Here is a 279-nt window from a genome sequence, read left to right on the forward strand (position 1 = left end):
TGTTCCCTGTGTGCCGAGATACCATCGATAAAGTGCTCGGGGTAGTACGCGCCAAAGACTTTTTGGATTTGCTCGATAACAATGTTGCAGATATTGAAACCGCCATTAAACCCTTACTTAACAAGCAGCAGCCTGTGTTTGTGTCAGAAAGCATTGACAATCTAAAACTGCTCAATATGCTCAAAAAAGCCAAAGGTAATTTGGCAATGGTGATTGATGAATACGGTCAAGTCGCAGGACTAGTGACACCGCTTGATGTGCTAGAGGCGATTGCAGGTG

General features: G+C 44.4%; 1 protein-coding gene. It reads left to right on the top strand.

What is annotated here, in order from left to right; genetic code table 11:
* The coding region (locus ACMV8I_RS21500; protein ID WP_498867160.1) for a CBS domain-containing protein at positions 1 to 279 on the top strand (279 nt) is incomplete at both ends.

Source organism: Ewingella sp. S1.OA.A_B6 (assembly GCF_049889095.1).
Classification (GTDB): domain Bacteria; phylum Pseudomonadota; class Gammaproteobacteria; order Enterobacterales; family Enterobacteriaceae; genus Ewingella.